This is a genomic window from Longimicrobium sp., assembly GCA_036387335.1.
Lineage (GTDB): Bacteria > Gemmatimonadota > Gemmatimonadetes > Longimicrobiales > Longimicrobiaceae > Longimicrobium.
The window spans coordinates 64894-84104 of the sequence record DASVTZ010000026.1; the positions used below are offsets into that span (position 1 = coordinate 64894).

9 protein-coding genes are annotated in these 19211 nt (G+C 69.6%); 7 read left to right on the forward strand and 2 right to left on the reverse strand.

What is annotated here, in order from left to right:
• Entirely contained in the window at positions 1–3384 is a 3384-nt protein-coding gene (locus VF647_02425) for a helicase-related protein (protein ID HEX8450921.1), read from the reverse strand.
• A 289-nt stretch (positions 3385–3673) separates the two neighbouring features.
• Between VF647_02425 and dnaE the strand changes: the two genes are divergently transcribed.
• The 7 genes from dnaE to VF647_02460 all read left to right on the forward strand — a co-directional run bounded on the left by dnaE (position 3674) and on the right by VF647_02460 (position 18091).
• A complete protein-coding gene (gene dnaE / locus VF647_02430) occupies positions 3674–8626 on the forward strand; it encodes a DNA polymerase III subunit alpha (GenBank protein ID HEX8450922.1) in 4953 nt (1650 codons plus the stop codon).
• Between the two features lie 316 nt (positions 8627–8942).
• On the forward strand, positions 8943–9914 hold the full coding sequence (locus tag VF647_02435; GenBank protein HEX8450923.1) for an acetyl-CoA carboxylase carboxyltransferase subunit alpha: 972 nt from the start codon (positions 8943–8945) through the stop codon (positions 9912–9914).
• Positions 9915–10135: 221 nt separating this feature from the next.
• Positions 10136–11104, forward strand: coding sequence for a regulatory iron-sulfur-containing complex subunit RicT (gene ricT / locus VF647_02440; protein HEX8450924.1), 969 nt, complete (start codon positions 10136–10138; stop codon positions 11102–11104).
• On the forward strand, positions 11101–12627 hold the full coding sequence (gene metG, locus VF647_02445) for a methionine--tRNA ligase (GenBank protein ID HEX8450925.1): 1527 nt from the start codon (positions 11101–11103) through the stop codon (positions 12625–12627). Before ricT ends, metG begins: the two co-directional genes overlap by 4 nt.
• Positions 12628–12819: 192 nt before the next feature.
• Positions 12820–13377, forward strand: a complete 558-nt coding sequence (locus VF647_02450) for a hypothetical protein (GenBank protein ID HEX8450926.1) — start codon at positions 12820–12822, stop codon at positions 13375–13377.
• Positions 13378–13633: 256 nt separating this feature from the next.
• Positions 13634–15025 (forward strand): Ig-like domain-containing protein, encoded by a 1392-nt coding sequence (locus tag VF647_02455; GenBank protein HEX8450927.1) that lies wholly within the window; start codon positions 13634–13636, stop codon positions 15023–15025.
• Positions 15026–15040: 15 nt separating this feature from the next.
• Positions 15041–18091, forward strand: coding sequence for a dockerin type I repeat-containing protein (locus VF647_02460; GenBank protein ID HEX8450928.1), 3051 nt, complete (start codon positions 15041–15043; stop codon positions 18089–18091).
• 253 nt (positions 18092–18344) lie between these two features.
• Here VF647_02460 and VF647_02465 read toward each other — a convergent pair whose 3' ends face one another.
• Complete coding sequence (locus VF647_02465) at positions 18345–19187, reverse strand: DUF4397 domain-containing protein (protein HEX8450929.1); 843 nt, start codon at positions 19185–19187, stop codon at positions 18345–18347.
• Positions 19188–19211 lie beyond the last annotated feature (24 nt).

Sequence of the window (19211 nt, forward strand, 5' to 3'; positions counted from 1 at the left end):
TCAGTTGCCTTTCGTGTCGTACAGCCCGAGCGAGCAGATGATCTGCGGCTCGCGGGCCTGTTCCTCGTCGTCCACGATGCTGAGCCGGTCGTCGTCGCGCAGGGCGATCACCATCTCGGCGAGCTGTGCATCGTCGATCCCGCTGCGGAGCTGCCGGTTCAGCGTGTCCGTAGCGGTGGAGCGCAGCGGGTAGCGGTACACGTCGTCGATGGCGCGCCCCAGCTCCAGCGTCTCCATGAGCGTGCCGCGCACGTGCTCCGCATAGCGTTTGAGGCGCTCGTACACACGGAAGCGGGCGCCGGAGGGGCGGCCGAGCTGCCCACCGACAGAGGCCGTCTCGCTGACGATCTGCTCCACCCCGCGGCTCACCAGTTCGTGGTGGCAGCCGTGGTGCACCAGCGCCGGCGTATCGGGGGCGCAACGCGCCATCGCCAGGATCCGGAGCTGTGACTGCGTCACCGTGTTCCCCTCCGCGTCCACCCAGGCGAGCGCGTCGTTGCCGTCCGCTGTCCGCATGTAGAGCAGCACTCCCGGCGGATCGTCTTCCGTGCCCGGGTGTGTGCGGGCTGAGAGCACCACGTTCGGGAGCTCGGGGATCGTCTTCTGCAGAGACGGATCATCGTCCGTCGCGTTCTTCCAGATCTGGTACGCCTCCGAGGCCAGGTCCACCTCGCCGTCCAAGCCACCGTCGCCGTCCAGAATGCCCGCGTTTTCGTTGTATAGATCCGCGAGTGGCCGGGCGGCCTCTTCATCCTCGAAGAACACCTCGTCCGTCCCCACCACCTCCGCGTTCTGGCGGAGGCGCTGTGAAACCCGCCCGCGCAGCCGGATGATCCGCTCCACTCCCTCGGCCGGAAGGAAGGAGTAGGCGAAGATGGTGTCCGCTTTCTGGCCGATCCGGTCTACGCGCCCCGCGCGCTGGATCAGGCGGATGATGGCCCAGGGAAGATCATAGTTGACGATGACGTGGCAGTCTTGGAGGTTTTGCCCCTCGGAAAGAACGTCCGTGGCGATCAGCACCCGCAGCTCTGCCGCTGGCGGCACACGGTCGCGCTTGCCGTTGCTCTCGGGACTGAAGCGCCACACAAGCGCAGTCGGGTCTTCCGAGTCGCCGGTGACCCCCGCGAAGGCGGTGATGCCCCGCGAGCGGAGCTGCTCGCACAGGTAGTCGACCGTGTCGGCGAACTGGGTGAACACCAGGACCTTTTCGTACGGCCGCTCCACCGTGAGGAGCCGTACCAGCGCCTCCAGCTTCGCGTCGCGCTCGGGGTCCCACCTGCCGAACTCCGCCAGCAGGCTGAGAATGGTGTCGGCGTCCGCCTGCAGGTCGTGCCGCAGCTGAGGGGTGAACAACGACGCACGCAGCCAGGTAAAGCGCTTCGGGTACCGTGTTCGGTACAGCTCAAAGAGCGCGGCGGCACGCTGGCGATACTCGGTGACGGCAGGGTCGGCTCCCTCCCCGGCGTATGCAGCCGCGCCGTTCTCCGCGCCGGCGAAGAGCGGTTCCGGCTCGGCGTCACCGTCGTCGCCCGGGTCATCGAGCACGTCCGCGCCCTGCGTGCCGAGCGGAAGCTCCAGCCCGTTCTCGATCGCGTGCAGGAAGATGAAGTTGCGCAGAGCGTGGCGTTCCAGCGACTGGATGAACGCGGGGCCTCCGCTTTCCAGCCGCTTGAAGAGGTTCGTGCGCGAAAAGCCCATCAGGCGCTTGCCTGCCCGGGAAAGCCCCTCCAGAACCTTTCCCTCGGCTGAAGTGGCGGCGCGGCTGGGGGTCGGGTGCTCGTAGTTCCCCAGCCCGTAGCGCGGCAGGTTGAGGGAGTTGATCGCACCCACTACCGGGTCGGAGTACAGGCGTGCGTAGGGATCGGTGGGGTCTCGGGAGTCCAGTGTAAAGGTGCGGGTGAGTGGAACACGCACGGGGAAGTAGGACCGCTTCCCATCCTCCAGGCGCAGGTATCGCCGGCCGCGCTTGGCGTCCATTTCCGTATAGTTCTCCTGGATGAAGCTACGCGTCCGGCGCACCATGTAGCGACGCATCAGCTCGCGCCAATCGTCCGCGTGCTCGCTCTTCTCGAACGCGGGGAGCGTGTTGATCCCGCACTGGTGGCGGCGCACGAACTCCAGCTCGCCGGTCTCCTCCAGCTTCCGTTCCGGCCGGATTCCCAGGTTCTCCTCCGGCGCCACGAACAGCCGGAGCTGAGAGGAAAGGTCCAGGTGGCTCTTGTTGTAGGGCGTGGCGGAGAGGAGGATGCAGCGGCTCTCGTTCTCCGTGATGTACTCCTGGATGACACGGTAGCGCCTTCCCTCGCGGTTGCGGAGATTGTGGCTCTCATCGATCAGCACCAGGCGGTACCGCCGCAGATCCGGCAGCTCGCCTTCCACCCGGCTCAGGGGGACGATCTTGGCCAGGAGCCGGTAGCGGGCGGCGTAGTCTTCCCACATCGGCACCAGATTCTTTGGGCAGATGATCAGCGTTTCCAGAAAGAAGTCGTCCTGAAAGATGCGCGCGAGCGCCGTCGCCATCAGCGTCTTGCCCAGCCCGACGACGTCGCCGATCAGCACCCCGCGGCGCTTGAGCAGGTGGTGCGCCGCGATCTTGACGGCTGCCTTCTGGAAGTCGAAGAGCTTCCCCTCCAGCTCGCGCGGCAGGCGGAACTCCGCCAGACCGCTTCGCGCCTCCTGCGACAGGTGGTAGGCGATCTTGAGGTAGATGTGGTACGGCGGGATCAGCTCCTCGCGCGCCCAGCTCTCCTCGATGATTGCGGCCAGCTCATCTGAGATGTCCAGGCACCACCTGTCGTTCCAGCGGTCATCGAACCATGCCTGGAGCTTGGCACAGGCGTCGTGGTCCAGCACGTCCACGTTCAGTTCGCCGTACCGGGATAGACCGGCGAGTGTCAGGTTGCTGCTCCCCACCAGCCCCAGGGTGGGGTTGTTGGGGTCGTCGCGGTGCATCAGATACAGCTTGGCGTGCAGCGGGTACCGCAGGAACAGCTTGACCCTCACCTTGGCGTCACGGATCTGCCGAGCCAGTCGGCGCAGCGTCGCCTCGTCCGCATTGGTCGGCGCGCCTAGAGTGAGCTGTTCGCGAAACTGCTCCGCCATCTGCTTCTTTAGGCGAAGGACCGTCTGCTGATCAATCCCCTCATCATTCCCGCGCAGGCTGAGCGCATGGCGAAGCTCTTCCTGCGGCGAGGGTTGCATTCCAACGAGGAGCCGGCAGCACTGGCCCTCACCTCCAGGCCACAGATCGATGATGCGGTCGACGTGCTTCCAGCCGCGCAGGTTGAAGTAGCCGACGCAGAAGTCCGCGCGTTGGGAGATGCGGAGCGTGTCCTGGATGACCGCAGCAAGCTTCAGGTCGATGTTGTCGAAGATGCGGGGCATGTGCTCTCGTAGGCGGGGTACGGGTCCGTGAACATACTTATCGCGCCGAACCGCAGCAATCCGCGAAGTTCCCCCCTCGGCACCTGCATCCCGCGGATACCGGAGGACGGGCCGTCACCCCGTCGCGGGTGGCCGGTTCAGGGCGCTTCCCTTCCGCAATCCGGCCGCCGGGGGCATATTCAAGGCTCAGCACACGACGCGGCAGGGGGTGAACGGGCGCTCTCAGGAGGCCCGCCCAAGCCGTTGTGGCGCATATGGATAGGCAAGACTCACCCGCGGCCCTCTCCCGATGTCCTTCGTACATCTCCACTGCCACTCCGAGTACTCGCTCCTCGACGGCGCCAACCGCCTGGGCGACCTGATCAAGCGCGCCAAGGAGTTCGAGCAGCCCGCGCTCGCGCTGACGGACCACGGGTGCATGTTCGGCGCGTGGCTCTTCCAGGAACAGGCGAAGAAGGCCGGGATCAAGCCCATCGTGGGGATGGAGGCGTACGTCGCCCCCGGCTCGCGCCACGAACGCGGCAAGGTCAAGGGCGAAAAGGGGTACTACCACCTCGTGCTCCTCGCGCGCGACCTGCAGGGGTACAAGAACCTGTCGAAGCTCACCTCCATCGGCTACACGGAGGGCTTCTACAGCAAGCCGCGCATCGACCGCGAGGTGCTGGCGAAGTACTCCGAGGGGCTCATCGTCTCCTCCGCCTGTCTGGCGGGCGAGGTGGCGCAGCACCTGATGGAGGACCGCTGGGACCAGGCGCGCGAGGCGGTGGAGTGGCACCAGGAGGTGTTCCGCGACCGCTACTACCTGGAGGTGCAGGCCCACAACTCCAGCGGCCAGGACGAGCTCAACCGGCGCATCTTCAAGCTGGCCGAGGAGATGGGCGCGCCCGTCGTGGCCACGAACGACACGCACTTCCTGCGCTCCAGCGACCACCAGGCGCACGACGTCCTCCTCTGCATCGGGCTGGGGAAGGACTTCCACGACGCCAACCGGATGAAGTACGACGACCAGCTCTACTTCAAGAACGCGGTGGAGATGCGCGAGCGCTTCCCCGACCGGCCGGACGTCCTGGAGAACACGCTGCGCGTGGCGGACGAGTGCAACTGGAGCTACCCCAAGGGCTACTTCGTCCCCGCCTTCCCGGTGGCGAACGACGGGTTCAGCACCGAGGCGGAGATGCTGCGCGCGTGGGTCTGGCGCGGCGCGCTGGAGCGGTACGGCCTGGACGGGTGGGGCGACGCGCCGGAAGGGACCGATCCGAAGGAGCTCCTCCCGCCCGCGATCGTGGAGCGGGCGGAGTACGAGCTGAGCGTCATCTGCAACCCCAAGCTCGACTACTCGGGGTACTTCCTGATCACGGCGGACTTCATCCGCTGGGCGCGCGAGCACGGGATTCCCGTGGGGCCGGGGCGTGGATCGGCGGCGGGGTCCATCGTGGCGTACTGCACCGGGATCACGGACATCTGCCCGATCCAGTTCGACCTGCTCTTCGAGCGGTTCCTGAACCCGGAGCGCGTGTCGATGCCCGACATCGACGTGGACTTCTGCTTCGAGCGCCGCGGCGAGGTCATCGAGTACGTGCGCGACAAGTACGGGCGCGACGCCGTGGGGCAGATCATCACCTTCGGGACGATGAAGAGCCGCGCCGTGGTCAAGGACGTGGGCCGCACGCTCGGCTTCCTCCCCGCAGAGACGGACCGGCTCGCCAAGCTGATCCCCAACTCGCCCGCGTACTCGCTGACCGTCGAGGAGGCGGTCAAGCAGATTCCCGACGTCAAGGAGCTTTACGAGAAGGAGGAGCGCTACAAGAACCTCCTCGACCACTCGATGACGCTGGAGGGACTCGCGCGGCACTCCAGCGTGCACGCGGCCGGCGTGGTGATCGCGCCGGGGCCGCTGGACGAGTACGTCCCCATCTGCACGCAGAGCAGCAAGGGATCGGGCGGCGGCAACGGCGAGTCCATCATCGTCACGCAGTACGACATGAACTGCCTCGAGAAGGCGGGCATGCTCAAGATGGACTTCCTGGGTCTCAAGACGCTCACGGTGATCCACGACGCCGTGGTGATGATCCGCGCGCGGCACGGGGCGCTCAGGCATCCGGAGACCGGCGAGGAGTTCGAAAAGGCCGAGGCGATCCCGCTGGACGATGCCGAGGTGTACAAGATGCTGGCGCGCGGCGGCACGGCGGGCGTCTTCCAGTTCGAATCCGCGCTCGCGACCGAGAAGATCCGCGCTATGAAGGCGGACCGCTTCGACGACCTGATCGCCGCCAACGCCCTCGTGCGCCCCGGCCCGCTGGACATGGGGATGGACCTCGTCTACATCCGCCGCAAGCTGGGGCAGGAGGAGGTGCGCTACCCCTTCAACGAGCTTACGGAGGTGCTGGAGCCCACGTACGGCGTGATCGTGTACCAGGAGCAGGTGATGCGTATCGCCCAGATCCTGGGCGGCCTCTCCCTGGCCGAAGCCGACGTGCTGCGGAAGGCGGTGGGCAAAAAGGATGAGGAGCTGATCAAGAAGGAGCTCGGCAAGTTCGTGGACAAGGCGGTGGAGAAGGGGTACGACCGCCGCGCGATCCAGGACCTGTCGGACCAGATCCAGGCGTTCGGGCGCTACGGCTTCAACAAGTGCCTGCCCGGCGACACCGAGGTGCTGGACGCCGCCACCGGCCGGCTGGTGCGGATCGAAGACCTCTACCACCGACGCGCGACGCTCGGCGCCGTCGCCACCTGCGACGTGGACGCGCTCAAGCTGGGGCGCGGCACGGTCGCGGACGTGATGGACAACGGCGTGAAGCCCGTGTTCCGCCTGCGCACCGAGAGCGGCCGCGAGATCGAGGCGACCGACAACCACCCGTTCCTGACGTTCGACGGCTGGCGCGCGCTGGGCGAGCTGAAGCCGGGCGTGCACCTCGCCGTGCCGCGCACGCTGCCGGTGGAGGGGTCGGCGGAGTGGCCCGAGCACGAGGTGATCGCCCTGGGGCACCTGCTGGCGGAGGGCAACCTCTGCCACCCGCACTCGGTGTACTTCTACAACCAGGACCCGGCCGAGATCGCGGACTACGTGGCCGCGGCCGAGGCGTTCGGCAACGTGCGCTGCACCGTTGGCGAGAAGGGTGGCACCACGCACGTATACGCCGCGCGCGAGGACCGCGCCGCCGCGCCGGAGATCTTTACGTGGGCGGGCCGGCTTGGGATGCTGGGGAAGACGGCGACCGAAAAGGAGGTCCCAGCCGACGCGTTCACGCTGACCAACCCGCAGATCGCGCTGCTGCTGAGCCGGATGTGGGCGGGCGACGGGCACATCAACGCGCGCGACCGCAGCCTCTTCTACGCCACATCGTCGAAGCGCCTCGCGGGGCAGGTGCAGCACCTGCTGCTGCGCCTGGGCATCCTGGGGCGCATTCGGCAGGTGGAGTTCCCGTATCGCGGCGAGACGCGCACGGGGTGGCAGGTGTTCGTCACCGGCAACGAGAACCTGCGCCGCTTCGCGGAGACCGTGGGCGTGCGCTTCCTCAGCGCGGCGCGGCGCGAGGCCGTCGAGCGGCTGGTGATGGAGGCTCCAGCGCAGGGCCCCTCCAAGGACCTGGTGCCGGTGGGCGTGCGGGCGCTCGTCCGCGCCGCCAAGGAGCGCACCGGCGAGAGCTGGGCGCAGGTGGAAGCGGGCGCGGACGTGTCGTCGCGCGACTTCTATCCGGTGGGGACGAACCCGAACAAGATCGGCTTCACGCGCCGGACCGTGGGGATGCTGGCGGAGCACTTCGGCGACGCGGAGCTGCGCCGCTACGCCGCGAGCGACGTGCTGTGGGACCGCATCGAATCCATCGAGTACGTCGGCGAGAAGCAGACGTACGACCTGGAGGTGCCGGTCACGCACAACTTCGTGGCCAACGACATCATCGTCCACAACAGCCACTCCGCGGCGTACGGGCTGCTCGCGTACCAGACGGCTTGGCTCAAGTGCCACTACCCGGCGGAGTTCATGGCTGCGCTGATGTCGTCCGTGGTCGACAAGATCGACGACGTGGTGGCGTACATCCAGCAGTGCCGCGAGATGGGGAAGTACATCCCGCGCGTGGGCCGCGAGGGGATCGAGGTGCTGCCGCCGCACGTGAACGAGTCCAACTGGAAGTTCACCGTGGTGGGCGAGGGCACCGGCCGCATCCGCTTCGGGCTCGGCGCCATCCGCGGCGTGGGCGAGGGCGCGGTGCGGTCCATCCTGGCCGCGCGCGAGGCGGAGGGGCCGTTCAAGTCGATGTTCGACCTGCTCTGCCGCATCGACCTGCGGCTGTGCAACAAGCGCGTGCTTGAGGCGCTGATCTGCGCCGGCGCGCTGGACGGCTTCGAGACCCCGGGGGCGGGGCGCAACCAGCTTCTCGGCGGCCTCGATGCGTGTTTCGCCACCGCGCAGATGATCCAGAAGGAGCGGGAGAGCGCGCAGGACAACCTCTTCGACGTGCTGATGGGCGGCGGTGAGGGCAGCACGGCCACGCTGGTGCAGACGCCGGTGCTCCCCAGCGTCGAGAAGTGGACGGAGACGGAGCGGCTGACGAAGGAGAAGGAGATCCTCGGGTTCTTCATCTCCGGCCACCCGCTGAACCGCTACCGCGAGGACGTGGCGCTGTTCGAGAGCCGCGGCGTCACGACGGCGTCGCTCAAGTCCATGCGCGACATGAAGGTGGAGCTTGCGTGCGTGGTGACCGAGGCGGCCCGTCAGATCAAGAAATCGGACGGCTCGGAGTGGGGGCGGATCACGGTGGAGGACTTCCACGGTACCGCCACGGTCCTTGCGTTCGGCGAGTCGTGGGCTAAATACAAGAGCGTGCTGCTGCAGGACGCCGCCGTCGTCATCCGCGGCGCGGTGAGCAACCGAGAGCGCGACGACGAGGATCCGCCCCTCTTCCTGGACGGCGCCATTCCGCTGGACGGGGTGCGCGAGAGCGGGGAGGTGGGCGTGTGCATCGAGTTGAGCGCGGGCGGCCCGGACGCCGCGGCGGTCGACGAGGCGAAGCGCATCCTGGCCGAGCACGCGGGCCCCGGCCCCGTGACGGTGCTGTGGAAGAGCGCCGAGGAGGAGGCCGCGCGCCTCCGCTCCCGCACTCTGCGCGTCAGCCCGCGCGACGAGCTGCTCGCGGCCCTGCGCGCCACCCTGGGCGACGACCGCGTGCGCCTGCAGCGCGATGCCCCGCCTCCCACGCCGGTGCCGCAGCGCGACGAGCCGTGGAAGAACCGCAGGGGGTAGTGCGCAGGCGTCGGTGATGCGGCGGGCACGGGCGGCCACGCGGGGCCGCCCCTACAAGGATTGGTGTATCAGGCAGACATCTGCGCGGGGGCAAGGGTGGGCAGACACGCAGGTCTGCCCCTACGGGTTTCGTGGAGGGCCGCAGGGGGCGGAGCGGCGGCGGGCACGGGCGCGATGAATCGCGCCCCTACGGGATGCGTGCGATCGGGCCCCCTCTCTCGATAACGTGAGGGCGCAGCCCTCTCCTATTATCGGGAGAGGGGGCAGCGAGGAACGAGCGGGGGTGAGGGTCCCCCCCATGACTGAGGATAGAACGTTGGCGACTGTAGCCCATCTCGATTTCGAACGCGCGATCGCCGAGGTCGAAGACCAGATCGGCCACCTGCGCACGCTGGCTCGCGAGCGCGGGCTGGACGTGACCAGCGAGCTGCGCTCCCTGGAACGCAAGCTCCACGACCTCAAGACCGACACCTTTCGCAACCTCTCGCCCATCGAGCGGGTGCAGGTGGCGCGGCACCCGCGGCGCCCGTATACGCTGGACTACCTCCAGCTCATGTTCACCGACTTCATCGAGCTCGCCGGCGACCGCCAGTTCCGCGACGACGCGTCGGTGGTGGGCGGGTGGGCACGGCTCGAAGGGGAGCCCGTGATGGTCATCGGCCAGCAGAAAGGCCGCGACATGAAGGAGAACCTCCTGCGCAATTTCGGCATGCCCCACCCGGAGGGCTACCGTAAAGCTTTGCGTTTGATGAAATTAGCTGAGAAGTTCCGCCGTCCCCTCATCACGCTCATCGACACACCGGGCGCGTACCCCGGCATCGGGGCCGAGGAACGGGGCCAGGCCGAGGCCATCGCGCGCAACCTGCGCGAGATGGCGGGGCTCAAGGTGCCCAGCGTCGCGGTCGTCATCGGCGAGGGCGGGTCGGGTGGGGCGCTGGCCATCGGCGTGGCGGACCGGGTGCTGATGCTGGAGAACAGCGTCTACTCCGTGATCTCGCCGGAAGGGTGCGCCGCCATCCTGTGGAAGAGCGGCAACGAGCGCGAAAAGGCCGCCGAGGCCATGCGCGTCACGGCCGGCGACCTGAAGCAGCTCAACGTGATCGACGAGGTGATCCCCGAGCCCACGGGCGGGGCGCACTCGGACTGGGAGGTGACCGCCCAGTCGCTCAAGGACGTGCTGCTCCGCCACCTGGGCGAGCTGCGCGACCTGCCCGTGGACGTGCTGCGGGCCGCCCGCTGGAAGAAGTACATGGCGATGGGGGAGTGGCGGACCGTCCAGGCCCGCTGACCCCGCTGGAAGTGCGTTAGTGCGTTAGTGCGTTAGTGCGTTAGTTAGTGCGGGTTGAGTTCTGCGTCCGGAGTGCGAGTGCCGGGCGGCGTGTCCGCTGTTACTAGGCACTAGGCACCAGGCACTTCTGTTCCGCACTCACGCACTAACGCACTCACGCACCCTTCCGTAACCGCTCCGCCGGTCCCGCCGGCGTGCGCATAGATCTGGAGAAGTCCCCGGTGAGTCTCGAGCTTCCGGTATTCCAGCCCCTTCCGTCCCCCGAAAACACGCCCCACCTGGTGGAAGTGGCGTTCAAGGGGATGCGGAAAGGCTTCTTCGCCGCCACCGATCCCACCCTGCGCACGGGCGACTGGGTGCTGGTTGAGGTGGAGCGCGGGCGCGACCTGGGCCGCGTGCGCACCATGGGCGGCGCCGCGCGGGCCAAGTGCTCGTCCGAGCCCAGCGCCGCCGTCCTGCGCCGCGCCGACCCCGCCGAGGTGCAGCAGCTGTACGAGCTGCGCGCCGACGAGGACCGCATCCGCCGCGCCACGCGCGAGATGGTGCAGCAGCACGGGCTGCACATGAAGGTCTCCGACGCCGAGTGGCAGTGGGACCGGAACAAGCTGACCGTGTACTTCACCGCCGAGCGCCGGGTGGACTTCCGCCAGCTCGTGCGCGACCTGGCGCGCGCCTTCCGCACCCGCATCGAGCTCAAGCAGATCGGCGTGCGCGACGAGGCGGCGCAGCTGGGCGGCGTCGGCAGGTGCGGGCGCGAGCTGTGCTGCGCCACCTGGCTGCGCGAGATCAAGCCGATCTCCCTTCAGCTCGCCAAGGACCAGAGCCTTTCGCTGAACCCGCAGCAGATCTCCGGCACCTGCGGCCGGCTGATGTGCTGCCTGACGTACGAGCACGACGCCTACCTGGCCGCCCGCAAGCGCTTTCCCCGCGAGGGGAAGACGCTGCGCACGGTCAACGGCGCCGAGCGGGTGGTCTCCATCGACATCTGGCGCAACCTGGTGACGCTGCAGGACGAGAACCGCCAGCGCCGCGTGGTGGACCTGGACACGCTCAAGGCCGAGACGGTGGTGCAGCCCGCCGGCGCGCGCGAGGCCGTGCCCGCCGAGCCCGCGCCCCCCCTTCCCACGCCGGCGCAGCAGCAGCGCCCGCCGCGCCGCCCACGCAAGCCGCCGGAGCAGAGACCCGAGTGAGCCGGTTCTACATCACCACCGCGATCGACTACGCCAACGGCGACCCGCACCTGGGGCACGCCTTCGAGAAGATCGGGGCCGACGTCATCGCGCGCTCCCGCCGCCTGATGGGCGACGAGGTGCGCTTCTGCATGGGGATGGACGAGCACGGCCAGAAGGTGGCCCAGGCCGCCGCCGCCGAGGGGGTCGACCCGCAGGTGCTGGTGGACCGGCTCTCCGGCCGCTTCCGCGCCACGTGGGAGCGGCTGGGCGTCTCCAACGACCGCTGGGTGCGCACGACGGACGCGCACCACAGGCGCGGCGTGGGTGCGCTGATCGAGCTGTGCCTGGAGAGGAACCCCAACGACTTCTACGAGAAGTCGTACGAGGGGTACTACTGCGTGGGGTGCGAGCTCTTCAAGCGCGACCACGAGATCGAGGACGGCCGCTGCATCCTGCACCCCACGCGCGAGCTGCAGTGGACGGAGGAGCGCAACTGGTTCTTCCGGCTCTCCGCGTACGGGGCGTTCCTGCGCCGCCACTTCGACCTGCACCCCGATTTCCTGCAGCCCGAGAGCCGCCGCAACGAGATCCTGGCGCTGATCGACGGCGGGCTGGAGGACATCTCCGTCACCCGCGCGCGCCTGTCGTGGGCGATCCCCTTCCCCCGCCCCACCTCCGACGGCGCGGAGCAGGGGACGTGGGTGTGGTTCGACGCGCTCCCCAACTACCTGACCGACACCGGCTATCCCGACGGCGACTGGGAGGCGTGGTGGCCGGCGCAGCTGCACGTGGTGGGCAAGGACATCACGCGCCTGCACGCCGTCATCTGGCCGGCGATGCTCCAGTGCGCGGGGCTCCCGCTGCCGGAGCGGGTGTGGGGGCACGGCTTCGTGTCGCTGGGCGGCGAGCGCTTCAGCAAGTCGAGCGGCGTGGGGCTGGACCTGGGCGAGGTGATCGACCGCTTCGGCCCCGACGCCTTCCGCTACTTCCTGATGCGCGAGGTGCCGTGGGACGCGGACGGCAACTTCAGCTGGGAGCGCTTCACCGAGCGCTACACCTCGGAGCTGGCGAACGGGCTGGGAAACCTCGCGAGCCGCTCCATCTCCATGGTCGATAAGTACTGCGGCGGGCTCGTCCCGGACGCCGCGCACCCGGAGATCGACGCGCGCATCGCCGAGGCGCTGGCGGAGTACCGCCGCGCGATGGACGCGCTGCTGCTGCACGAGGGCGCGGCCGCGGCGCTCGGTCTGGTCTCCGCGGCGAACGCGTTCGTGCAGGCGGTGGCGCCGTGGAAGCTGGCCAAGGACCCGGAGCGCGCCACCGACCTGTACGCCGCCCTCGCCGCCCTGGTGCGCGCGCTGGCGGTGTCGTCGGCGCTGCTCTCGCCCTTCATGCCGGCCAAGATGGAGGAGCTGTGGAGCCGCCTCGGGAGCGGGCGCGCGCTTCCCGCGTTCGACGAGCTGGCGGGGCTGTCGGTGGGCGGATGGCGAGTGGGCGCGGGTGAGGTGCTCTTTCCGCGCCCCGAGCCGGCGCAGGGCTGAAGAAAAAACAGCCTCACACAGAGCCGCAAAGGGGCACTTCAAGAACAAGAAGCTGGTTCTCTGTGCCTTCGCCGTTCCCTCTGTGTCTCTGTGTGATGGTTCTCGCCGTTCTCCGTGCTGGACGCGACGCCTGAAGCGGCTTACTCTTGCGGTGACAGGATCCACACCGTTCACCCGCTCCGCAGAGGACGCATGCGCGGCATCGTAGCGATCGCATTGGTGGGACTTTCGGCGTGCGCCTCTTCCGGCTCGTCGGCGGGGAGCGGAGGGGCCGAGCAGTCCGTGCACATCGCGGGGATGAACAACAGCCGGGGGCTGCGCGTGACCACCGGCGCGGCGGAAGGGCCGCGAATCGACGTCGTACCGCACGCCATCGAGCGGGTGTGGGGCGCGCTCCCGGCCGTGTACGACTCGCTCCAGATCCCCGTCACCGACCGGAACGAAGAGGAGCACCGGATCGGCAACCAGAGCCTGCGTGCGCGCGGGCGGCTCGGGGGCGTGCTCCTCACGCGGTACTTCAACTGCGGCAACTCGCAGGGCGGCCCCAACGCGGAGACGTACCAGCTGCAGATCTCGGTGCTGACCTTCGCGAAGGCACAGGGGACGGGCGCCACGGCGATCGCCACGACGCTGCAGGCGACGGCCCGTCCCGTCACGCTGAGCGGCGAGGCGGTGCAGTGCTCCTCCACCGGCGCGCTGGAGACCCGCATCCGCAACATGGTGATGGAGCGGGCACGGGCCGCCGGCTGATCTCACGCGGAGGCGCGGAGGCGCGGAAGAGGAAAATTGGCCTCACACAGAGACACGGAGCCACAGAGAGAAAAGCGGAAGCGCTCTCTGTGGCTTCTCTGTTCCTCCGGAGGCCGGCGGCAATCGGATGACGCCACTTGTAGCGATTGACTTTAGGCAGCCCGCCGGGTAAAATTTTGTTTCCTTTCTTTCGTTCTGATCCGCGAAGCCCGGCCGCCTCCCGTCGCGCCACTCGCCGCTTCCACAGTTCCATTCCATGTCTGCTTCCTCCCGCTGGGCACAGATCTGCTCGCGCACGCTTCTGCCTTTCGGGAGCAGGCTGACCGCCCGGCGCCTGGCCGCGGTGCCGCTTCTGGCCGCCCTGTCGGCGCTGGCGGCGTGTGGAGGGGGAGACGGTACCACCGAGCCGCCGCCTCCCGACACCCAGGTAGCCCGGGTGGAGGTCACGGCCGCGGCGGCGAGCGTACCCGAAAACCAGACGGTCCAGCTCACCGCCCGCGCGCTCTCCGCGTCGGGAGCGGTGCTGGCGGGAAAGACGTTCACCTGGCAGAGCAGCAACCCCGCCATCGCCACCGTGGACGCCAACGGGGTGGTGAAGGGCCTGGTGGAGGGGAGCGCCACCATCACCGCTGGGGAGACTGCGACGGGCACGACCGGCACCGTGGCGCTGGGGGTCGTTCCCGCTCCCGTGGTCGGCGTGTCGGTTTCGGCGCCGCAGCCACGCGTGAAGTCGGGCAAGCAGCTGCAGCTCGCGGCCACACTGACCGACGCCACGGGACGTGTGCTCGCCGGGCGCGAGGTCACGTGGTCCGTCTCGGCTCCGGCGGTCGCCAGCATCGGCGCGAATGGGCTCCTTCTCGCGCGGACGCCGGGAACGGTGACGATCACGGCGGCCAGCGGCGGAAAGTCAGGCTCCGTGGCGGTGGAGGTGTTCCAGCTCGCGCCCGCCCGCATCGCCATCTCCCCCGAGCTGACCTCCATGGCCATCGGCGAGACCGTGCAGCTGCGGGCGGCCGCCGTCGATGCCGAGGGAGACACCATCCCCCCCGCGCAGCTCGCCTGGACCTTGAACGAGACGCGCCGGACCGGCGCCGCCGTCCTCGCCGCCACGAGCGAGGCGGGGGGGTACCGCGGCGCCGCCCTGGGCCACGCGACGGTCCGCGCGGAGCTCGGCGGGCTCTCCAGCAACACCGCGGTGGTCGCGGTGCTCGGCCCGGGGGAGCTGGTCGCCACGGCGTTCCCCAACGGCTCGCAGACGCTCCGGGCGCGCGCCGGCGACCGGGTGACCGTACCGGTGGTGCTGGACATGTCGCGCGTGGCGACCCCGGGCGACCTGGGCGCGGTGGAGCTGGAGATCGCCTACGACCGCCTTGGGGTGGTGCTCAGGAGCGCCACCCCCGGCATCGCGGGGTCCGCCGGCGAGGGCGGCACGCCGGGGCGGTACCGCCTGTCGCTCGCCACGGCCACGCCCACTGCCTCCCCCCGGCTCACCGTGGTGAGCCTGGTGTTCGAGGTCGCGGCGGCCGCCGTGGCGGGCAGCACCGTGCCGTTCACGCTGACCTTCCCGTCGGCTCCCGCCAGCACCGGGTTCGCGGCGTATCCGCAGCCCGTGGTGCTGAATGGATCGCTGCTCATCGTGCCGAACTGACCCCCGCCCTTCGGAATGCCTACGCAAATGCACAACTCCGGCACGATGGCGCAGGCTCGGCTGCGGATGGTGGCGATCGCGCTCGGCGCGCTTGCGCTGGCTTCCTGCACGGACGCGCTGTCGCCCCGCAACCACGGCCGCGAAGGCACCGTGGTGCAGCTCTCGCCGGACACCCGCGCGGAGCTCGTGTCGCCCGGCGCCGGCACCCTGGAGCTGCGCTTCGTCGCCGGGCCGGGAAGGGAGCGGGTGCAGAGCTTCCAGGGCGAGATCCGGTTCAAGGCGTCGCGCTACCGCGTCCTCTCCGCCACGGCGGGGGAAGGGGCGGCGGCCAGCTGGCACGGCGTGGAGCCCGGCCGCATCCGCTTCGCGGGCGTCGCCACCGAAGGAATCGCCGGGCGCGGGATCGTCTTCCGCTTCGAGGAGGGCGAATCCTTCAGGGCGGACGATTTCCAGCTCGTGATGGAGGAGGCCGTCCTTCGCTCGGCGCTGGACGCGGCTCCGGTGCGCTTCACCGCACCGGCCGAGGCGGGTGCGGCCGCGGTGTCCGGGCCGCGCCGCTCGGCGCAGGGGGGCACACCCGCCGCGCAGGCCGCCTGGGAGATGCGCGGCGACGTGAACGGCGATGGCGGGATGGACGCGGTGGACGCCCTCGCGGTGCTTTCGCACGTGGTGGGCAAGGCGCTGCCGGCCACCTTCGCGGTGCAGCCCCAGGGCGACGTGAGCCGCGACGGCGCCGTGACGGCGGCGGACGCGCTCCTGATGCTGGAGTACCGCGTGGGGCGGGACCGGGTGGTGGACGTCCAGATCACCACCTCCGCCGGCCCCGTGGACGTGGCGGACAGCCTGGTGCTGACGGCGGAACTGCGCGGCGTGCGGGGAGAGCCGTTGAACGGTACGGTGGCGTGGAGCTGCCCTGACAGCACCTGGGTGAGGGAATGCGGGCCCCGTCTCTTTCGCCCTGCCTACCGGGCGGCGCCCTCGCCCGTCCCGGTGCGCCTGGTCGCGTCGTCCGGCGGAAGGGCCGACACGCTGGAGACGCGCGTGTTCGAGAGGGACTTGTCGCTGCTGCAGGTAAACCTGACGCCGTACCCGGCGTCCGTGTCCAGCAACAACGCGGTCTCCCAGCAGATGCACGCCATCCGGGCCATGCCCGGCGGCACGAACACCGTTTTCGCGTCTGCCTGGGATGCGGAAGGCAGGCTCAGGCCGCGCGAGTTCCGCGTGTCGGTGGAAGACACCACCCTTTTCACGGCCGCGGTGGGCAGGCCCGGGCCTGAGCGAACGCCGGTGATGGTGACCGGCCGGCGGGCGGGGTCGGGCGTTCTGACGATCCTGACGAACGGTGTTAGCGTTCCCGTGCGGGTGGAGGTGGCGGCCCCGGCGGCACTGGCGTGCTCGCCGGCGAACGCGCTGTCGCTGGATCTGGCGCCCGGCGAGATCCGCACCTTCCGCGGCTCCGATCCAGGGGCCCCGGGCTGCCTGGACTTCCGCGCCGAGCGGGACCGCGGGCGGCAGTACCTCGTGCTCACCTTCCTCCTTCCCTACTCCACCGGGCGCCCGCCGAACGGCGCGCTCGAGGGGTTCGACTTCGAGGGGCAGGCGCTCTTCTACGGCGCCGGAGAGGCGAGGCCCGCCGAGTATCCGGTGTTCCGCATCTACACGCCCGACCTGCGCGCCGCCTCGCTGGCGGTCGCTTCCCGGGGCCAGGCGGCGCAACGCGCGGAGCCCGGGCACACGTGGCGGGTGGGCGGGGCCACGCTCCGGGAAGGCCGCCCCAGCCGCGAGCGCGCGGTCCACGAGTTCAGGCCCGGCGCACGCCGCGGGGGGCAGGGGGCCCGCCTGAACGTCTCCGGCGCCACGGCTTCCATCCAGGCGGGCGACACCCTGGTCAGCGGCGCCTTCAGCCGCCTGGACCGGGGAGTGCGCACCACCGACGGCGGTCCCGCGAGCGACCGGGCGGTGGTCACGCACGCCGGAGAGAACCTCATCATCGCCGAGCACCTGGACGTGCTGCGCGGGCGGCTGATCGGGGGGGACGGACGCGCGGCGGCCCGCATTCCAGAGGCGGAGTACGCGAAGATCGACGCGGCGTACGGCCGGCCCAAGCGCCAGCTCGACCGCCTGTTCGGAGGTCCCTACGCGGGTACGGTGGCGGGACGCGACGGCGGCGGGCGCGAGCTGGCGGTGAACATGCCGCTGCAGACGGGCGTGTGGGGATATGCGTACGGTGACCTGACGACGATCAACTACTGGAGCGGCTCATTCGACGGGCAGCCCAGCCTGTCCCAGACTCCGCTCCTGATGGGCGAGCTCCTGTTCGCGCATGAGTTCACCCACGTACGGCACTTCCAGCAGTGGAGCGACCGGGACACGCAGGTGGGGCCGTGGGTGGTGGAGGGGTTCGCGGACTTCGGCTCGCAGCTCGCGTACGCAGCTCGCGTGCTGGGATCGGAGACCCCCTCGCGCACCGGGCGCGCGGCTCTGGGGCCGGCCGGCCTCCGGGGCCAGGTCCCCTCGATGATGGTCGCATCCGGCAGCCTCTTCGGGGGGTACGAGAACTCGTCCTTCGTCTTCGCGTACATCGCCGACCAGGTGGAGGCACGTGGCGGCGACGGACTGCGCGCCGCGCGCGACCTGGCGCTTTCCGCGCACTCGCGCGTGGCGGCGGAGCAGGCCATTCAGCGCCACCTGCCGGGGCACTCGCTGACCGAGGTCATCGCGCGCGCCGAGGTGGCGCGCTACCTGGAGTTCCTGCGCAAGCAGTCGTGCGGCTGGTGCAACTCCGGCGACCCCGTGCCCCCCGCGCTGCGCATCGCTCCCGACCTTCCGGCGCACACCCGGTACCTGCAGTACGACCACCCGGCGATGGGCAACGTGATGGCGTTGTTCACCGCCGCCTGGCCCATCGTCCGGCCCGGCCGGTCCGCTGGCACCGCTTACCAGCTGCGCACCGGCACCAGCTGGCCGCTCTTCATCGACGGCACGGACCCGCTGGGCGACGCGCAGTACCTGGTGGACCTGTCCGGCGAGCGGCAGACGGTGGTCTCCGTGGTCCGCATCCGCTAACCCGGCGCTGCGCATGCCGGGACGCAGAGACGCAGGGAAAGAGCAACAGCGAACAGCATCACACAGAGAACCAGAGAGAAGGAACTGAAAGCCACGGAGAAAAACCTTTGCGGTTCTCTCTGTGGCCTCTGTGTCTCTGTGTGAGCCATGCAGTTGTGGTTCTCTCCTGCGTCTCCGCGCCTCTGCGTGAGAAAAAACCCCCTCTCCGCGCGGTGCGGAGAGGGGGTTTTCACACCTGCCAGGCGCCGGTCCGTTACGGATTCAGCACCTTGTCGATCAGCAGCACCACGTTGGGCGTCTGCGTCGCGGCGACCGACTGGCGGGTGCCCGGAACCGAGCCGCTCGTGAGCACGGCGGTCATCACCGAGCCGCTGATCTGCACCCCGGGCTGCGGGCCGTACGTGGCGCCCGCGGGGGGCAGCGCGCCCGGCTGGTTCGGCCGCGCCGTGAAGAGCGGCGTGGTGGAGCCGGCGGCCGTCACCGTGAACTGGTACAGGTTCTCGCCCGTGGTGGGGCGCACCGGCACGTTCACGTAGGCGCTCTTCCCCAGGAACGCGAGGTTGCGCACCACCGCCACCGCGTTGCCGATCGGGTTGGCGTTGTTGGCCGCACCGGCCGGCGTGATGTACACGTCCACGTTGGCCACACCCGTGGCGGCGTGCAGCACCTGGAACGCGATGTTGTTGGCCGGAGGCGTGGGAAGGACCATGTCGTCGGCGATCACCGCCAGGCGGTCCTGGTTCCCGCTCGCGCGGCCCGCGTACACCAGCGTGTACCGGTTGTCCGCCACGAAGGTCACCGTGGTGTCCACCAGGCGGATCTGCGTGAGGTCGACGTTGGTGGAGGTGGGGAAGACGCGGGCGTTGCGGGCGCCCGGCTCCACGCGCTGGTACAGGCCGCTCGCCCCGCGGAAGGCGACACCCTGCATCGTGGGAAGGCTCTCCACCTTGTCCACGAAGCGGAGGTCCACGGTGCCGGTGTCGGTCACCGTGTTGACGAAGCGGACGAGGGCCGCCGGCGGCGGAGGACCGCCGTTGGTCACGCCGCTGTCGTCGCTGCAGGCGGCAAGCCCCAGCAGGGTTCCTGCGCAAAGCACAAGCTTTCCGAATCTCATAAGATC

Coding starts and splice junctions, on each gene's coding strand:
- VF647_02425 (HEX8450921.1), bottom strand. CDS start 3,384: ATGCCCCGCATCTTCGACAACATCGACCTGAAGCTTGCTGCGGTCATC.
- dnaE (HEX8450922.1), top strand. CDS start 3,674: ATGTCCTTCGTACATCTCCACTGCCACTCCGAGTACTCGCTCCTCGAC.
- VF647_02450 (HEX8450926.1), top strand. CDS start 12,820: ATGCGCGGCATCGTAGCGATCGCATTGGTGGGACTTTCGGCGTGCGCC.
- VF647_02455 (HEX8450927.1), top strand. CDS start 13,634: ATGTCTGCTTCCTCCCGCTGGGCACAGATCTGCTCGCGCACGCTTCTG.
- VF647_02460 (HEX8450928.1), top strand. CDS start 15,041: ATGCCTACGCAAATGCACAACTCCGGCACGATGGCGCAGGCTCGGCTG.